This is a genomic window from Sphingobacterium ginsenosidimutans (assembly GCF_039536865.1).
GTDB classification, from domain to species: domain Bacteria; phylum Bacteroidota; class Bacteroidia; order Sphingobacteriales; family Sphingobacteriaceae; genus Sphingobacterium; species Sphingobacterium detergens.
Window position 1 is genome coordinate 1,464,366 of sequence record NZ_BAAAZK010000002.1, and the last position, 15,429, is coordinate 1,479,794.

Annotated in this window: 14 protein-coding genes; all 14 read right to left on the reverse strand. The window is 40.7% G+C overall.

The annotated features are described in order from the left end of the window. Positions 1-10 precede the first annotated feature (10 nt). Positions 11-1,111, reverse strand: coding sequence for a glycosyltransferase family 4 protein (locus ABFX33_RS06045; protein WP_346084865.1), 1,101 nt, complete (start codon positions 1,109-1,111; stop codon positions 11-13). Further along, positions 1,111-2,250 (reverse strand): glycosyltransferase family 4 protein, encoded by a 1,140-nt coding sequence (locus tag ABFX33_RS06050; protein WP_346084866.1) that lies wholly within the window; start codon positions 2,248-2,250, stop codon positions 1,111-1,113. Before ABFX33_RS06050 ends, ABFX33_RS06045 begins: the two co-directional genes overlap by 1 nt. Further along, entirely contained in the window at positions 2,216-3,508 is a 1,293-nt protein-coding gene (locus ABFX33_RS06055) for a hypothetical protein (RefSeq protein WP_346084868.1), read from the reverse strand. Before ABFX33_RS06055 ends, ABFX33_RS06050 begins: the two co-directional genes overlap by 35 nt. 1 nt (position 3,509) lies before the next feature. Continuing rightward, positions 3,510-4,508, reverse strand: coding sequence for a glycosyltransferase family 2 protein (locus ABFX33_RS06060; RefSeq protein WP_346084870.1), 999 nt, complete (start codon positions 4,506-4,508; stop codon positions 3,510-3,512). A gap of 16 nt (positions 4,509-4,524) precedes the next feature. Next, a complete protein-coding gene (locus ABFX33_RS06065; RefSeq protein ID WP_346084872.1) occupies positions 4,525-5,406 on the reverse strand; it encodes a GT-D fold domain-containing glycosyltransferase in 882 nt (293 codons plus the stop codon). 1 nt (position 5,407) lies between these two features. Continuing rightward, a complete protein-coding gene (locus ABFX33_RS06070; RefSeq protein WP_346084874.1) occupies positions 5,408-6,298 on the reverse strand; it encodes a beta-1,6-N-acetylglucosaminyltransferase in 891 nt (296 codons plus the stop codon). A gap of 7 nt (positions 6,299-6,305) precedes the next feature. After that, positions 6,306-7,238: a capsular polysaccharide synthesis protein gene (locus tag ABFX33_RS06075; protein WP_346084875.1), complete on the reverse strand. Its 933-nt coding sequence runs from the start codon at positions 7,236-7,238 to the stop codon at positions 6,306-6,308. Between the two features lie 7 nt (positions 7,239-7,245). Then, a complete protein-coding gene (locus tag ABFX33_RS06080; RefSeq protein WP_346084877.1) occupies positions 7,246-8,715 on the reverse strand; it encodes a lipopolysaccharide biosynthesis protein in 1,470 nt (489 codons plus the stop codon). A gap of 16 nt (positions 8,716-8,731) precedes the next feature. Continuing rightward, on the reverse strand, positions 8,732-9,610 hold the full coding sequence (locus ABFX33_RS06085; protein ID WP_346084878.1) for a polysaccharide pyruvyl transferase family protein: 879 nt from the start codon (positions 9,608-9,610) through the stop codon (positions 8,732-8,734). Between the two features lie 10 nt (positions 9,611-9,620). Beyond that, the gene (locus ABFX33_RS06090) at positions 9,621-10,598 is read right to left on the reverse strand and encodes an NAD-dependent epimerase/dehydratase family protein (protein WP_346084879.1); all 978 of its coding nucleotides are present in this window, start codon (positions 10,596-10,598) and stop codon (positions 9,621-9,623) included. Positions 10,599-10,612: 14 nt separating this feature from the next. Beyond that, a complete protein-coding gene (locus ABFX33_RS06095) occupies positions 10,613-11,761 on the reverse strand; it encodes an MraY family glycosyltransferase (RefSeq protein ID WP_346084881.1) in 1,149 nt (382 codons plus the stop codon). 50 nt (positions 11,762-11,811) lie between these two features. Then, the gene (locus tag ABFX33_RS06100) at positions 11,812-12,318 is read right to left on the reverse strand and encodes a TlpA family protein disulfide reductase (RefSeq protein ID WP_346084883.1); all 507 of its coding nucleotides are present in this window, start codon (positions 12,316-12,318) and stop codon (positions 11,812-11,814) included. Positions 12,319-12,411: 93 nt separating this feature from the next. Continuing rightward, positions 12,412-13,593 carry an OmpA family protein gene (locus ABFX33_RS06105; protein WP_346084885.1) on the reverse strand — a complete coding sequence of 394 codons (1,182 nt, stop codon included), beginning with the start codon at positions 13,591-13,593 and terminating at the stop codon, positions 12,412-12,414. A gap of 872 nt (positions 13,594-14,465) precedes the next feature. Further along, complete coding sequence (locus tag ABFX33_RS06110) at positions 14,466-15,053, reverse strand: helix-turn-helix domain-containing protein (protein WP_257088524.1); 588 nt, start codon at positions 15,051-15,053, stop codon at positions 14,466-14,468. Positions 15,054-15,429: the final 376 nt, after the last annotated feature.

Sequence of the window (15,429 nt, forward strand, 5' to 3'; positions counted from 1 at the left end):
GTTTGAAAAATCAGCGTAATAATTTATTGAACAAATCTTCCCAACTTAAGGAAAATGGTTCCTGCAATGGTTCCTTCCTGACCTCCCTCAAAAATGAATGATCTCCTTTTATCAATGCTTTCATTTGCGCAGCAAGTGTCTTGGCATCATCCGCGTCAAAAAAAGATATTGCTTTACTTCCTGCCGCCGTGTCATGGGCGTAAGGCAGGTCCGCTAGCAACATAGGCTTTTCATATTGCGCAAATTCCGATATCGGCAAGCCCCAGGATTCTACTCTGGAAGGGTAAATCAAACAGTCACTCGCGCAATAATATTCCTCCAGTACCTGCCTAGTGACAAAGCCCATAAAATCGACAGTCGACAAATGCCCCCAATTCCGATGCAGCCATTTGGCATACCTATTTTCATTACCCTTTACAGTAAGATGAACTTTAAAATCTACTATTCCTTCCTTTTGCAGCATCTCTGCTGCTTTACAGATGACCTCAAAATTTTTGTGACTATTGGGTGAACTCGCAAACACGAAAGAATAGCAACTATTTTTGTTCGCTACTGCACCTGGAGTAATCAATCGGGGATGTGCCGGCGGGGTTACAATAATTTTACTTTTGCTAATCCCAAACATGTCATGCAATCCCTTCCGAAACCATTCCTGTTGCACAACGATATCCTTATTCGCATGTATATTGGGTCTATAGATGTATTTACTGAACCATGCAAACAATACTATTTTTGGTGAAAATAGCAGATCATGCATTTTCCAGCGATAAAAAGGGAATGCATTGTGACAGTATACGGCCCGTCGTTCGGCTACTACATTAGGTGTTGTATCATGCAGTGAAAACCAAAGATATACCGGTCCTATTTTCTTCGATATCGACCGCATCGAAACATATTCATACCAGAGTCGGTTGATCCAGCGTTTTTTAGGCCATTGTGTCTCGATATATTCTATATTCGGAAAATCTACAAGTGATTTCTTGTACACAACTGCCACGATCCGATACTCTCCTTGCTGTGCCAGCGCAGATAAATAGCTCAGGCTATCCTTCAGTATCGTTAATGTACCAGCCTCTACTAGGTTAACAGCTGAAATGACGATCGTTTTCATTAAGCCTCCTCCTCCTTTCTTAACGACTCAAAGAGCACAAGCCATTGACGCATAATACGTTCTTCACTAAAGTTTTCCGACATTTCCCTTGCCCTATTTCCCATAGTACTTCTTAATTGTTGGTCCTTCATTAATCGGCATACTTTTTCAGTAAAATCTTCTAGGTCACCTTCGGCAACTAAAAAACCATTCTTATCCTGTCGGATGATATCTCTCGGTCCACACTTGCAGGCAAATGCTACCATCGGAATACCACAGGCCTGTGCTTCAAGTAGGGCCATAGGTAGTCCTTCATAACGTGATGTCATGACCACGATGGAACTGTCAAGGTATACGTCCATGATATTTTTTACCGGGGCATGAAGGATCAGCTGTCCACTCAGGCCCAATCGATTAATTTGATCTGTTAATTCTTCCTTTAATGGCCCATCTCCATAGATATCCAGTGTCCATTCCGGACACGCTGCATTGATTTTTTTCCAGGCCTTGATGAGCTCATCAAATCCTTTTTGATAATCAAACCGACCGACCGCAAGTGCATGCTTACGCAATAGCGGGGCTGTCTCAGTAGGTAAGAAAGTATGTGCATTTGGAATGACCACAATATTTTTGAGACCTTTCCAATAGGCTAAATCTTCGTTGGTCAATACGACAAATCGATCGTATTTTTTTGCTATGGCGAGATCTTGATACATACGCCATTTATTCAGCACTTTCCATAATCCGGTCCGATCGTATTGTAATCTTTTAAACCTTGAAAAGTGGATCTCCAGCAACTTCTTGCTCCCGTCTTTGATCCGATGGAGAAGAGCGGCGTCATGGTCAAACATCGATATCGCAATATCCGCTTTGAGTTCAAATAAGACCCCTTTGAGCTGCTTATAGTGCCGACGCTGTCTTTTTTTAAATGACCAAATTTTGCGCAACATCCCCAGATCCTGATCATCCGTATAATTAATACCAAGATCAATTTGCCGGATCGCAGGATGTAACGGAAAGTTCGGTCCACGTCCCTTCTGATCTGTGGTAATAATAACAAGTTCATGCCCCTTTGCAGCAAGATAATTGGCTTTATTTGCAAGCACCCGTTCCATGCCACCGGCATTATACGTTCCCAAGATAGAATAGACGATTTTCATTTTCCGTATGAAATTTGGTGGTAAACAAAGCTCCCTGTAGTCCTTCAACACAATAAAACAGGGCATAAATCAAAAAGATATCAGTTGATACTTTAAACCAGATCGCGAAAGAAAAGGCCAATAACATGAGAAATAATAATTTATGCTTGCTGTACTTTTTCATAAAAGCAATCGCATTGAATATAAAAAACAGCACAAAAACACTAAATCCCAATATTCCACAATACAATACAAAACGGCAGTAGCCGATATCCGTATTGAAAATCCAGCCATCAAAAAGTCCTGTACCAATGAACCAGGTCTGGGTATCGCTGGGCCATACCCACATGTTCATCGCCAGTTTATCGGTCGAATCTGTACGCCATTCGCCGGTTTCGTAAAAATTGAAGAACCCTTCAAAAGCAAAATGCATGTACCCCCTGAAAATTGCATTGCTCTCATAGAAATACATCGCCACCAAGGTTGCTAGGAAGAGTAATATCAATACAACAGAGAAAAATCTGACAAATTCGATACGGATAATACGGCTGAATAGTCCTGTTGAGAGGAGTATATAAGCAAATCCCAATGCTCCCCCAATAGAGGTCGTCCGTGAAATAACGTTACCCAAAACAAAGATGGCAAAGAAAGTTATCACCAAAATAGCAATAAGCGGTACATGGCGTTTTTCGAACAGATCCTTTGTAAACAATGTGGACAGCATAATGAGTACAATAGAGAAACGAACCCCCGCATTATCCAATGATGCTCCGATTCCATAAAGTCGGTCCACTTCCTGTGCAAAAGCCTGCCCCTGTTCGACGTAACGATCGACCAGCGACTGTACTGCAGGTGAGCTATCGATCCAAAAAGCGAGCACACATTGTAGCAAACATGCCGCCGCCAGGTAAAATGTCAAGAGATGGAAGTCAATAAATCCATGTATTTTATAGATCACAAAGGCTACGGTATATGCCGCCAGGAGCCAGATCGCAAAGCTCATAAAATAGGTTGCATAAGCAAAGTCATCCGTACGGTTGACATCCGTGGCGATAAAACAGACCAATGAAAAAACAATGGCCAAAGCCGCTGCAGTAAATAGCTGTTTGCTGATCTCGATACGCCGTGCCTGAACCATCTGTCCAAATAGCAACAGACATCCCACACCCGCCAAAATGATTTTGGTGTTAACACTGGGTGGCAAAAACGTAAAGCCGAATGAGAAAAAATAACAGCTAACGACCACCAAGGCACAAAAAATTAAAAGCGCTCGAATCATCTTATTTGTAGATTAATCCATAAATCATTCGTAATACAATTGCATTATAAAGCCTAACTGCCCAAAATTGTTTTTTCCAGGCAAGCCATTGCAGCATCCGGGTACGCAAGGAAACCGATACATTTTTAAGGATATATGGGTTTGACGACTTAAACCAATTTGTCCAAAGGATATAATCCGCTTTATGTCCAGTTACCAATAATGGCAATTTGATATTCAACTTCAAAAAATCCACTCCTGACCCGATTTTATCAGCATAAGCGCTCGCCTTGAGGTAGCTTTCAGTTTCCTTGATATTCATTTCCACCTCCTGTTTGTGCTTTTCCGAAAATGTTTTGCTAATGGAGGTTGTATTGTCCTGCCTATAGTGATAAAACACCTTATCCAAGAGGACAATTTTCTGTGCATGTACCATAAGCTTCATCATGACTGTTAGATCCTCGCCCATATTGGCATCCGGAATAAATCTGATCAGATGCTCATCATAAAGTGAACGGCGTACCATAAACAACCACAGGTTCCAGCGCATTTTGCCAGCCATCATCGCCTGGATCGCCTCCAAAGGAGTGCTACAAGCAGGTTGTGTCATTTTCCTGCCGTTTTTATGGAAGCTCAACCACCAATGAAAATAAACCAGGTCAGCGCCAGACTGCTGCGCTTCTTTCACGCAACTTGCAACAGCTTCCGGCTGAATGGTATCGTCAGCATCCACGTACATAATAAATTCACCTGTAGCATGATTCAATGCCGTATTCCGCGCATTGGCAACACCCCTATTTTCCGGGTGTGAGATCACCATTGTCTTTAAGCGAGAGTCTTTCAAAACAGCGTCTGTAAACTCCATCAACTTGCTTAAACTATCGTCTGTACTCGCATCATTTACGAAAATCAGCTCAATAGATTGATAGGTCTGTGCCTGCAGGGAACTCAATGTTCGATCGAGTGTAGCCGCTGCATTATAGACCGGGACAATAATGGAAACCAATGGTAGACTGTTCATCGTATCAATAAATGCTTTAAGAAGTAAAAATTTCGCTTATAATCTGCTGTTTGTATCGTTGATCATCCGAAGTCAGTTCGGCTGTCTCACCTGCAACTTCATTTACATATTTGCCTTCAATCGCTATTTTCTGTGTGGCCTTTTTCAAGAACCACTCATATTCAATATCCACATGTCCGATATCCAATGCTTGGATTCCGGTCAGAGAGAGATCATAAGCGAGCACAGTTGCTGTTGGCCCCAACGCCACCAGCACAAGATCATATTTCCCTGCCAAACGTGTTGTCTCGGCTAATAATCGATCGTATACCGAAAATGCGTTTTGAGATAATGTTATGATTCGGTCTACCCCCCCTGCATCACCGAATAAATCATTGCCAACCCCCAGGCGGCTCATTTGTCCTTCAACAAGTAAGATCCGTTTGCCCAGCCACAGCTGCTTGAGCTGTTTAAAAAATTTGGCGCTCTTGGATTTGTCAAGCCAATCGATATAGGGTCTTGTCACACAGGCGTCGTAATAAGGCTTGGCGAAATTGAAATAGGGTATATATTTTCGGTAATGAAAAACGACAAACTGTTTCCAAAAGAAGCGCCCCCTTGGATTCAGATGTTGCACCGAATGTAGCCCATAGGGAACACAGATGAGACATCCTTCGGTATTGCTTCCGAGAATTTCACGTAAACGCTGTGACAGCTGATCATCAACAGTTTGAAAGCCCAGATTCTCCGTCTGATTGATCATATGGAATTCCCCGTCTCCAAATCGTGCCATCGAAAAATTTGAAGAAAGAAGCTTCTCCAATGTTTCAACATTGGAATAAATCTTCGGAAAGGGCAATACGGTCTTGAAGAAGATATACCTCACATTCAGATACAAGCGTCGAATTACATTGATCATATTAGATAGCGTTATGAATCGGTTTAATATTGGCATGGTTGACCACGCGTTCAAGGAGCCGTCTGTCTGTGGAACTGAACTTCCGGGCAAATAGCATATCCGAGGCAATTAGTTTATCAAAATCGTCGTCTGTCCATGCGATCAATTCGCCATCCTTCCAACCGATGATCCGTTGACAACCTCGCATTTCATTGCTGCTGTTGAACAGTCTGAGTCTAAAATAGGAATTCCAACAAAGGGTCTGTATAAAGATCTCATCACTACAGAAGGTCTTCTGGTATATTTTTAATACCTCTTCCTTTTTAGGCAAAATATACCTCACAAAATCATCTGTTACACTGATCCACTGTGGTCCTTTTTTAAAGACCAAATCAGCATTTCGTTTTATATTCAAAAGAAACTGAAGACGCAAAAACAAGGCCCGCACTGTTTTACGCCAGATTGCAGTAATCCCTTTCCCCGATCTGAACTGTCGGGGGTATACATGAGTGCGTCGGACTTTTCGGTCAATCTCCTTTTCGGTTGCTGCTTTAGAAATGCCGATAAACTCGCGGCCCTGGTATTTATGGAAGAAAGCATGCACATCATCCTGATGTTTAAGTGGTAGATCAACCCCCGATAGGACATGATAATAAGCATATGCTTGTCGTGCAGCTGCAGCCTCAAACAAATTATATTCTGCCTGGATCATCGAAACATCCCCCCAACGCACATCGACACGATCTGACAGCACAACAAGCCTAGCCCTTTGCACCTTAAAATCGGGTAGTTGATCCAATTTTTTATCAAAATGAATATAGATATCATTACGTTCATCATCCAGGCAATAAAGAAGCTTCTCCAAGACGGAAAATTCATTATGCGCTAAAATCAAAAATGCGTGTTTTACCATATCCGCCTTATTTAAGATTATCTTCTTTATTGTTAAATGCAGCCAAATTTCCCTGCAAAACCTCCTCCAAATATTCCACTGTATCCTCCTTAAAATAAGTCATCTTATGTATACCTGTACGTTCAAAAATTTCGCTGTAACTGATTGGATAATTGCCACCTGAAAGTTTTGTCTGTAATAAATGCGGCGTAACATCACTGACGATCTGGCCTCTATCATATCCAACCCCCGAAACCATTAATTGTTCATGGAGGATCTGGAAAATAAAATAGTTAATTGCCTTATTCGCTGTCTTCCAATAATTAAATAGTAAGTCCGTCATAGAAGACAACAATGGGTCATGCTTTTTGGCGAAAATGATGCTGTTAAGCATTTTCACTTTGTGCCGCCTGTCCCAGCCCCAGTAAAAAGCATAGGTATTCTTCCAATAATTGGTATATTTTTCTGCTGCATCCCGTTGATAAACAAAAAAATCCTGCGCGCTAAAGGCTGTAGGAAGACTATCCGTCAACAAAATTGTCGCATCAAGCCAAACACCCCCATAGGTCTTGAGTAGGGCCAGTCGTAGTATATCCGAAAAAAAAGTAGGGCTGATTATTCCCGCGGCTTTTTTTTCAAGTATAAAATCCGGAAGGTCTAGGTATTGGCCTACGGTATTATCATCCACTCTAATGACGGTATAATTACCTTTGAACTTGTCGACTGACTGAAAGCATAATTTGACAATAGCGGGTAATCTATCGGCTGCCAACCCCTGCCCCCAGTACTGCCAGATAACCCCGTTGGGCGGCAAATCTACCTTTGGCTGCAGCGGATAATGACTAAGCAGACCAGTATGATCCTGCACAATCAACTTGTTCCATAGGGATGCAACATGCCGATGCCTTTGCCAAATCAAGCGCTGACGAATAATACTCCAGGTTTTAGTTAAAATAGACATGTGACACTTAATTTCGATTGATTACACCATTTTTTTTTTGCCAATTATTCTTTACAAGGTCCTTAATGGACTTATATTCTTCCAACTGGATCAGGCTACAGAACCACCAGAATGCCAATACATAACTTGCAACCAGGACAAGAGCTTTTGCCCATATTTGCAAGTCGAGCAATAGCAGGTCACTCCCCCACCAGATTAATGCGGCAATACCACAGGCGATCAGGATGCTGGGCATAAGGTCAGCAAGTTGCTGCAGCATTGCATACTTCAGAAATTTAGCGGTATAAAACGTATTGATAAACAGGGATGCGACCGAAACGGCTACTTGTCCCCACAACAATCCATAAATACCAAACCGAAGACCCAGCACTACGGCGACAATGATCAATAGTTTTTTAATAACTTCTAGCCTGAGGTAGAGATCAGCACGCCCTTTTACCTGCAAAATATTTAAATTGTAGTTGTGTATCGGTTGAAAAAGAGCACCCAATGCCAGTATCTGGAAGTATGGGACAACGGGCAACCATTTTTCACCCAATAACAAACCAATAATCGGCTCTGCAGCAATCATCATGATACATATGAGTGGCGCAACGATAAAAATTACAAGCTTAAGGACCTGACGATAGGCATTACGCAGTTTTTCATCATCGTCACTAAATTTCGCAAACAACGGATAGGTCACCTTATTCAGTGCTGTAGAAACATTGTTTATGGGCAGATTTTTCAAAGATTCGGCCCGATTATAATAGCCGAGTGTTGTTTCGGCAAAACGTTTCCCGATCACGATCGAGTAGATATTGTTAAAGAGGACATTAAGCAGTGCCGAAAGTGTAAGCCGGAATCCAAAAGCAAAATGGTACCTAAACTTCTCACGGTCGAATTCAAATGTTGGTCTCCAATCACTGTAAAACCAATATTGTATGGTATAAAGTGCGTTTTGAATCAATGCTGAATAAACCAGTGACCACACGCCAAACCCCGCTAAGGCAAAGCCCACACCACATAATCCCCCCACGACAATCGATGGCAATCGTACTTTAAACGTTGTTTTAAAATCCAGGTTTTTATCAAAAAGTACAGCCTGTACATGAACGAAACTATCAATAATTAATACGATACTATACACGCGAATGATCGGAGACAAAATAGGCATCGTATAAAATCGAGCAATCCAGGGAGATGCTATAAATATAACCAGATAAAGCAGCAGGGTCATGACAATATTGAACCAAAACACAGTCGACAAATCGCGGTTATCTACTGCCTGTGTCCTGACTAAACTACTACTCAAGCCTCCATTGATCAGTACAGACGAAACATTAATGACCACATTGAAAAGTGCTATGGTACCAAAATCCGCAGGCATCAATAGGCGCGCCAACACCAAGCTCACCAAAAATGAGACTAATTGTACGCCAAACTGGTCTAAGAATACCCAGATTGCCCCCTGTGTGACCTGCTTCTTTAAATCCATGGTTATCCTGTTAGTCTTAACTAATTAAATTCTGATACTTTCGCCGCAAGGAAAGAGGGAAAGCCTTTAATAGGCGGCGCTGTAACGTTTTGAGATCAACCCGACTATTGGCTTTGTCGCTATTCATTTCAAACAATGACATCCAAGCACTTTCGCTAGCAAAAATCTCCTCCAGATTCTCAAACCCCTCATAAAAGGGAATATCTACAGAGCTAAAATAATCCCGAAATTTGAACCCATCTGTATCAATGTATCCTTCTTTGATCCACAATGCTGGTATCCCATAAGCATGTGCTACAATAAGTCCATGTAATGAAGTTGACAAAATATATTCGCAATCGCAAATAGCATGTACAATACGTTCTACATCATGGGTACGAAGATCGATAATATTAAAGCTATGCCCCAGCTTATCCTGAAATGCTTCAACCTCTTTCCAATGCGGTATGAGGCCGAGCTTGTGTTTTTTCCCCTTCTTTGCAGGTATCCATAATGGGAGCAATAGTGCGGGATCACCAAATATTTCACACTTTGGGTATCCCATCCGAAGGAGCTTCTGACTTGTCAATTTGCCACGCACAGCATGAATTTTTCCGCCGCCAAAAGGCTCATCGGAATTCATAAAGCCAGATCCCCAAACTCGGGATCTTGAATTCCCCCATCGGATCACTGATCCCACAGCAATTATCGATTTCTCTTGGGGCCACAGAATAGTGTCCAATTCCGCAAATCGTAAACGGACAATCTTTCCGACGAGGCTCTTTAATCTCGCGGCATACGAAGGCTCCCAGCTTTTATACTGCGTGGGCAGTCCCGTCAGCTCTTCAATTAGTCTTGGGCTCAACGCATCTCCAAAGTTCTCCCCGGACCAGTATATTAGATTTATTTTTTTCATTCAAAGCGTTTTATACAGAATTTTCATTTGATACAGAAAATTCTGCTTTCAAAACTTGTTTTAAACCATATTGCAGATCGTAGGGTGGGATAAATCCCGAATTCATGGCCTTGGTCGCATCATACTGTGTCACCGCACAGAATTTTTTGACACGGATAGAACTAATCGATAGTTTGCGGCGAATTATAAAAGCCAGCACATCAAAACCGTAACCACCTAACATTCCCAACCAATAGGGAACGCGCACAGTCGGTATTTTTTTCCCTAGTATCCTTCCAGTATAGTGCACCAGATCATTGGTTGAAAGATCTGGCTTGTCAACGTAATTATAAACGTTATAACCCGTTGTCTTAACCATGACCAAATAATTGATAAATGCAATGATATTACCGATATAGGACATTGACTTCTGGTTGGTTCCCGAGCCAATCATAATAAATTTACCTGAAGCGATCTGATGCAATAAATTATACACATTACCTCGGTTTCCTTCCCCAAAAATGACCGTAGGTCGGATAATATTCACGTTCCAATCCGAATGATCCCTGTACCATTCCTGCAGGACCATTTCAGCTTTTAGTTTACTTTTTCCATAATGGTTAAAAGGATCCGTTGGTGTATCTTCTTTGGGATTTTCTTTATCTAGCCCATAGACCGCCACGGAACTCGTGAAAATGATCCTTTTTATCCCATTGGCTTCCATTGCTTCAAGGGTATTTTGCATCCCCTTGACATTCACATCATAGTATTTTGATACCGGACTGACGTCATCCCGGTGCTCGGCAGCAAGTAAAATAACGGCCTCTACTCCTGCCAGCATTGCAGTTAATCCTGTTCTGTCCAATACATCGCCTATCATTGTAATGGAAGGGTGTTTACTGCTTGCTGATTTATCAATATTACGTATTTCATTATCCGATACTTGGATAAGCAGATCGATAAGTTTTGTACCAACGAAACCAGATCCTCCGATAATTGCTATTTTCATATTGATTTAACTTTTTATAGATTGATAAATAATTGTAGTTTGACTATCATTTGTCTTTTTTCCAATCTATTGAATAACCAGTGGAAGGCGATCCAAAAAATGAGGTCCATTAGAACGACAATGTTGTTGCTGATATAGCGTACAGTCACGATATTAAATAGACAAAAGACAAGTGTAATGACAAGAATAAAGATCAGGGCACTATGACGGCTCAAACCAGCACGCAGCAATTTGTGGTGCAAATGGTTGCGATCAGGCTTGAAAATCGGCCTTCCGGTTCTCCAACGGACAAACATTACCCGGGCGACATCCATGATTGGAATAATCAGGGTGGAAAAGGCCACGACAATCGCTCCATCCGCAAAAGGCTTTATAAAATGGTTATTCATGGCAAAACTGACCACTAAAAATGCTATCGAAAAACCAAGGGTCATACTGCCCGTGTCGCCCATAAATATCCTTCTTCGCCGACGTGACGTACCGAATACATTGAAGTAAAAAAATGGAATGATCACCCCGATTGTGATAAAAGCAAAAATCGCATGCAACCAAGCTCCATATGATGCAAATAGTCCCCCCAAAACCAACAAGCCAATGGAAACTACGCCTGAGCAAAGCCCATCCAGGCCATCGATCAGGTTAATTGCATTGATGATCAATACGACAACAAAAACTGTCAACGGCATTCCGATCCATGCCGGGATACCGATGATAAATCCCAGTCCATAAAGATCATTTATCCATACGCCACTTAAGGGCAGGAGGCATCCGACCATGATTTGAGCAACAAATTTCCATTTATAGCTGACACCGATCAGGTCGTCACCGATACCGATCATAAATAGAATAACCAGACCACAGACCATCAACGCCATACTAGGTAGAATAATCCAAGAAGCTACTTGCAGATCCAATTCTCCAATATTCAGTTTGTAAATGCAGACCAATGCAATCACCAATATGCAACATTGGATAGGCGCAAAGGCCACTCCGCCTAGGCGAGGGACAATATGCTGATGCAATTTGCGCGCATCCACTGGATCGAATAACCGCTTTTTATACGAAATCAATAAGATATAAGGCATCATTCCCCAGCTTAAAAGCATGGCGCATAGAAAAGGTACCATGACAGTACACCACTTCATTATTTCCAAACTATTCATCTTAATCTATTCTATTAATGGGTATGATTCTTGACGGATGTATTCGACATTTATTTATCCAAAGCCGATAAAAGGCTTTGGTAATCAGCGTCCCTCTTCAGCAGTTCATTGTTTTCATTTATAAGCAGCAGGGTCGGATACAATTTGATGGCAAAGAATTCTTTTTTCGAAGCCTCACCTTTAATATCGAATCCATTGATCCACTGTGCCGGAATTGTGTTTTTATAGGTATTCCAATCGTTTAGATCCCCTACAGGACAAATAGCCACCACACGCAGTTTTTCCTTTTTTATCAAATCTGCCAATTGTGTGCTTTTTTTCATTTCAGCTATTTGCTGCTGGCTTTGCTTTCCCTGTGGATCGTAAAAGATTAGCAGTTTATTTTCAGCCTTGACATCATTCAACAGATGTCTTGCTCCTGCAATATCAATAAATTCATAATCGGACAGCACGGGCTCAATTGACACTTTCTGCGAGGCATCATAGCTAGCTTCACCTTGACATGAAAAAAAGACTAATGCAAGAATATTCCATAGGTATTTTCGAAACGGCTTCATAATAAACGACTTGTTTTAATAGTGTTAAGAAATGCACGGCTTAACCATTTAGAAAAACCGTACATAACCTTAAAAAACAAAACTTAATCTCATTTATTTCGCGATGGTAATTACCGCACGACTTAAACGAGGATCATCATAGTACATATTAGCGACCCCGCCCTCATGAGCAACCTCCAATTGCGCTGGGTTCACATCAAACTCTTGTACCAATACATTATAAATTGCCTTAGCACGATCACGACTAAGACGATCATTGATTTCGGTAGTCCCGGTTCCCTTGTCGGCATATCCGGTTACTTTGTATACCACATTTTTATTTCCCGTCTTAATTACTTTGGCAAAGAATCCAAGATTGACGCGCGCTTCATTGCTGACAACACTTTTGTTAATTGGGAAGGTCACCAATATCGGAGCAGCCAGGATTTTTTCCTCGACCTTGATATTCGTAATAGTTTTGTCACCTGCAGCAGCAAGCTGTGCTTTCAGCGCTTCATTGTCCTGTGAAAGCTTGTTTACTTTATCACGTAGACTATTTAACACCTCATCACTATAGCTGATAACCACCGTACTCGGTTTTTCCCAGCCACGTTTTTTGAACTTATAGGTCAATCCCACGAGTCCGCTCAAAATACCGTCCTGACTCCGGTTTCCAGTCTCGCCATCGAATCGATCATTGACCATGGCCCCACGAATATCGAGCGTCAGATCCAAAGCGTTGGTCAAACGAAAAGTATTGTAAATACCGATATTAGCACTTACCTCCTTTTGGGAAGGTGCATCGTTTGTGACCATCCAACCTAATCCAGCATAAGGACTAATTGTATAAAAACGATCTTCTTTGTAACCACTGAAAATATTCGACAAGTTGAATAAAACATCTCCATGGATATGGAAATAATTGAATTCCTGGTTATACAACCAATAACCTTCCCAAGGTTTACCTTCATATCTTTCACCAGTAGAGTGGCTTCCGTTTTGCGTAACACCTTTTATTTTAAATCCATTCACTCCGGCACGAACACCGATTCCAGGGCTAAACCATTTTCCTAAATTGAATTCAAAATTGGGTGTCAGACGTTCAGATAATTTCATCTGCTTATTATGATCGCCAAAGTAGATCTGTGCTCCCGCACCTACATTTACAAACCAGTTGTCCCAAAACCCATTGGTTTTTACCTGGTATCTATCATCTGATACAGTAACTACGGTATCCCGTTTTACATCCATTTGCTGTGCCAGCGAAACCTTTGCTCCTGCAACAGCTAACATCATTAAAATTGTCTTTTTCAAAGTCATTTCGGTCAAGAATATTTGTTTAGTACATTTGCTATTTTATTCGAAACAAAATTGAATAAAACAAACTTTCCACTCAATATAACCATGACCAAACCAGACTTTCCATTTTCAAAAAAAAATGCACCCAAGCCCCATATGCCTTATTAATACTGTTCCTGATGAAAAGAAATAAAGCTTTTATAATACTTTAAGTACCTGTTAAAAACCACAATTTTCTGTAAATAGACAGCAAATTTCAGGTAATGAAAACAAAGCTAGCCCCTTGAAAAAACCAAATAGTCAATACCTGTAGTACAGTAGCTACAGATTAACCAATTATCAACGATACACCCGTTTACTTACCAATTGATAAACAGTAAATGCTCTTTTTTGGGGCTTGTTCAACATATTTTTCCCGGGCCTACTAGATGAGTATAATATACTCTATGTCACAGCATTACCCCCCAAAAAAAAACAACCCTTTCTCGTGCATGCATATAAATATGCATGCACGAGAAAGGGTTATCAAGTAGCACTGTAGAAAATAACAGTTTATCTAAACCATTCGCCAAAAGACAATCCTTTCTAGCGTGTCGGTATGCGTGTTAATTATAAAAAATAGAGGTTACAAAATATCAAAGTAAAAAATAGCCACAGCCCAAAGTTAAATGGCTTATGCGGTCAATATTCCGATCAGATCACGCATAATCACCTATATTATAGACATTAGCAGCCTGAAGAATGATAAATTATTGGAGTGACTTGTCTTCGTATAACATCTTATTGGCAGCTATACACGAAAAGTGATAAATTATTAGGATATTGAAGATCCTAATAAGGTAGTATAATAATTGAATATTTACGTACCACTATCTCATCCGTAAACGCTGAAAGTATGCGGAAGGAGAAATTCCTATTACAGACTTAAACACAGAAGAAAATTTACTGATACTTGAAAATCCGGCCTTATCAGCAAGGACGGAGAACTTCATCTTTAACAAATTTGGATCATGTTCTACACAATCGATCAGATATTTAATACGGGCCCGTTGTACGTAACTATTAAAATCCGAGCCAAAATATTTATTTATAATATAGGATGCATAGCGCTGGTTAGTCCCGAGCAGATCAGCTACATCATTTAGACTTACGCTTCGCTTTAGGAAAAACAACTTTGCTTGAGCTTTCTCAAATTCCTGCAACAAACGATCTTCGGTAATCTTGCTTATCAACACATCGCTACGTTTTGACTCCGCTTTCAAGTACGCATCGGGCACATCGCTATTTACCAGAGCACCGTCGGACTCAATAGCCAAAGATTGATCGGATTCAATGAATTCGCCTGGTTTAGTTTTCTCAATTAGATAATGTCTGACAGAAATAAGCAACAATACAATGTTAACCGTTAAGAGGCTTACATTAATCAGGATAAAAAGATGATAATAATTACTGTCCATATTTATTTGTTGTTGACTATCAAAGTGAGGTTCTCAACCTCAATAAATCAGCTCTAAAAACAGCGAACAGACTTACAACATCTAATTTCTATAAAAATGTATTACCGGAGAATACCATTTAGGGCTCAACAATCAGACATGTAGCGATGTGGCGACAAAATCTAGCGGAATAGCTACAAATACAAATATTCAGTGTATCCATCCCCTTTTACCCACCAATTTTCCAAGTCATATAACCCTACCTGATATTTATTCAAATCCTATAGGAGAAATACAGTAAAATAATTTTAGAAGTCAGAATTGGAGCAAACAAGGGAGCGTTTACTCTTATACCTTTTAGGTTTTAAAGAATTAAAATTATAGTTATTGTAGTAAA

What these genes read in the sequence shown, in the direction of transcription:
- ABFX33_RS06045 (WP_346084865.1), bottom strand. Translation starts at nt 1,111, where the DNA reads ATGAAAACGATCGTCATTTCAGCTGTTAACCTAGTAGAGGCTGGTACA.
- ABFX33_RS06050 (WP_346084866.1), bottom strand. Translation starts at nt 2,250, where the DNA reads ATGAAAATCGTCTATTCTATCTTGGGAACGTATAATGCCGGTGGCATG.
- ABFX33_RS06055 (WP_346084868.1), bottom strand. Translation starts at nt 3,508, where the DNA reads ATGATTCGAGCGCTTTTAATTTTTTGTGCCTTGGTGGTCGTTAGCTGT.
- ABFX33_RS06060 (WP_346084870.1), bottom strand. Translation starts at nt 4,508, where the DNA reads ATGAACAGTCTACCATTGGTTTCCATTATTGTCCCGGTCTATAATGCA.
- ABFX33_RS06065 (WP_346084872.1), bottom strand. Translation starts at nt 5,406, where the DNA reads ATGATCAATGTAATTCGACGCTTGTATCTGAATGTGAGGTATATCTTC.
- ABFX33_RS06070 (WP_346084874.1), bottom strand. Translation starts at nt 6,298, where the DNA reads ATGGTAAAACACGCATTTTTGATTTTAGCGCATAATGAATTTTCCGTC.
- ABFX33_RS06075 (WP_346084875.1), bottom strand. Translation starts at nt 7,238, where the DNA reads ATGTCTATTTTAACTAAAACCTGGAGTATTATTCGTCAGCGCTTGATT.
- ABFX33_RS06080 (WP_346084877.1), bottom strand. Translation starts at nt 8,715, where the DNA reads ATGGATTTAAAGAAGCAGGTCACACAGGGGGCAATCTGGGTATTCTTA.
- ABFX33_RS06085 (WP_346084878.1), bottom strand. Translation starts at nt 9,610, where the DNA reads ATGAAAAAAATAAATCTAATATACTGGTCCGGGGAGAACTTTGGAGAT.
- ABFX33_RS06090 (WP_346084879.1), bottom strand. Translation starts at nt 10,598, where the DNA reads ATGAAAATAGCAATTATCGGAGGATCTGGTTTCGTTGGTACAAAACTT.
- ABFX33_RS06095 (WP_346084881.1), bottom strand. Translation starts at nt 11,761, where the DNA reads ATGAATAGTTTGGAAATAATGAAGTGGTGTACTGTCATGGTACCTTTT.
- ABFX33_RS06100 (WP_346084883.1), bottom strand. Translation starts at nt 12,318, where the DNA reads ATGAAGCCGTTTCGAAAATACCTATGGAATATTCTTGCATTAGTCTTT.
- ABFX33_RS06105 (WP_346084885.1), bottom strand. Translation starts at nt 13,593, where the DNA reads ATGATGTTAGCTGTTGCAGGAGCAAAGGTTTCGCTGGCACAGCAAATG.
- ABFX33_RS06110 (WP_257088524.1), bottom strand. Translation starts at nt 15,053, where the DNA reads ATGGACAGTAATTATTATCATCTTTTTATCCTGATTAATGTAAGCCTC.